Source organism: Streptomyces sp. SID3343 (assembly GCF_009865215.1).
In the GTDB taxonomy this organism is placed as follows: domain Bacteria; phylum Actinomycetota; class Actinomycetes; order Streptomycetales; family Streptomycetaceae; genus Embleya.
Genome location: NZ_WWJX01000753.1, coordinates 1 through 902, shown reverse-complemented (window position 1 = coordinate 902; position 902 = coordinate 1). Strand labels below are relative to the sequence as shown.

The window sequence follows — 902 nt, the reverse complement described above, 5'->3', positions numbered from 1 at the left end:
CTTTGCGCGCCGACCGCACCATCGACGGCCAAGCCGCAGGCGGCGGCGAGAACCCGGAACCGGCCCCGAACGCGTCCGCGCCGGCCGCGACTCCCGCCCCGGGGGCGGGCATCGACGTCGCCGTGTACAACGGCACGACCACCGCCGGGCTCGCCGGCCGCGCCGCCGAGACGCTCACCGCCAACGGATTCACCGTCACCACCACCGCGACGGCCACCTCGCACGAGCACGTCGCGACGATCGTCCGGTACGGCTCCGGCCACAAGGACCGGGCACTGGCCGTCGCCCGCTTCTTTCCCGGCGCCCGGCTACAGCCCGATTCCGTGTCCGGCGTCACCGTGATCGTCGGCCGGGCCTTCGCGAGCCAGGCACCCGGCCCGTCCTCGGCCGCGCCGAGCCGGACACCGTCCGCCGTGCCGTCGGCGCCCGCCGCGCTGCCTTCGACGGTCGTCGACAAGGTCCGCTCGGCGGACGACGACCCGTGTTCCAACCTTTCGTACGGGTGAGCGGACCCGCAGGACCAAGCCCGAGGCCCCAGACCGCCCGGAACGCAGACCGACGCAACGTCGCGGACCCGAACCGATCGAACAGGAAGACCATGAACGACCGAACCAGCCGGATCACCCGGACCGTCCGCACTCGGAGCACCGGCAGCACCGGCAGCACCTGGGGCACCGGGAGCGCCTGGAGCGCCCGAAGTAGCCGAAGCGCCCGGGTTGCCCGGATCGCCCCGAGCACCCGGAGCACCCGGAGCACCCGGACAACTCGCGCGACAGTCGGCGCCCTTCTCGCCGTCGCGGCCGTCGCGGCCGCGACGGGGCCGGCCCTCGCGACATCGCCCGCGGCGTACGCGGCACCCACCTCGCGTCCCGTCACGGTCGCCGCAGCCCCCGCCACCCCCG

At 75.2% G+C, this 902-nt stretch carries 1 protein-coding gene and 1 pseudogene; both read left to right on the top strand.

The window, feature by feature from the left end; translation table 11 throughout:
- Window positions 1–506: LytR C-terminal domain-containing protein (locus GT354_RS23000; RefSeq protein WP_161358271.1), on the top strand; the 506-nt coding region annotated here is incomplete at its 5' end.
- Between the two features lie 92 nt (window positions 507–598).
- Window positions 599–902 (top strand): annotated as a pseudogene (locus tag GT354_RS54365) (hypothetical protein); the annotation flags it as partial.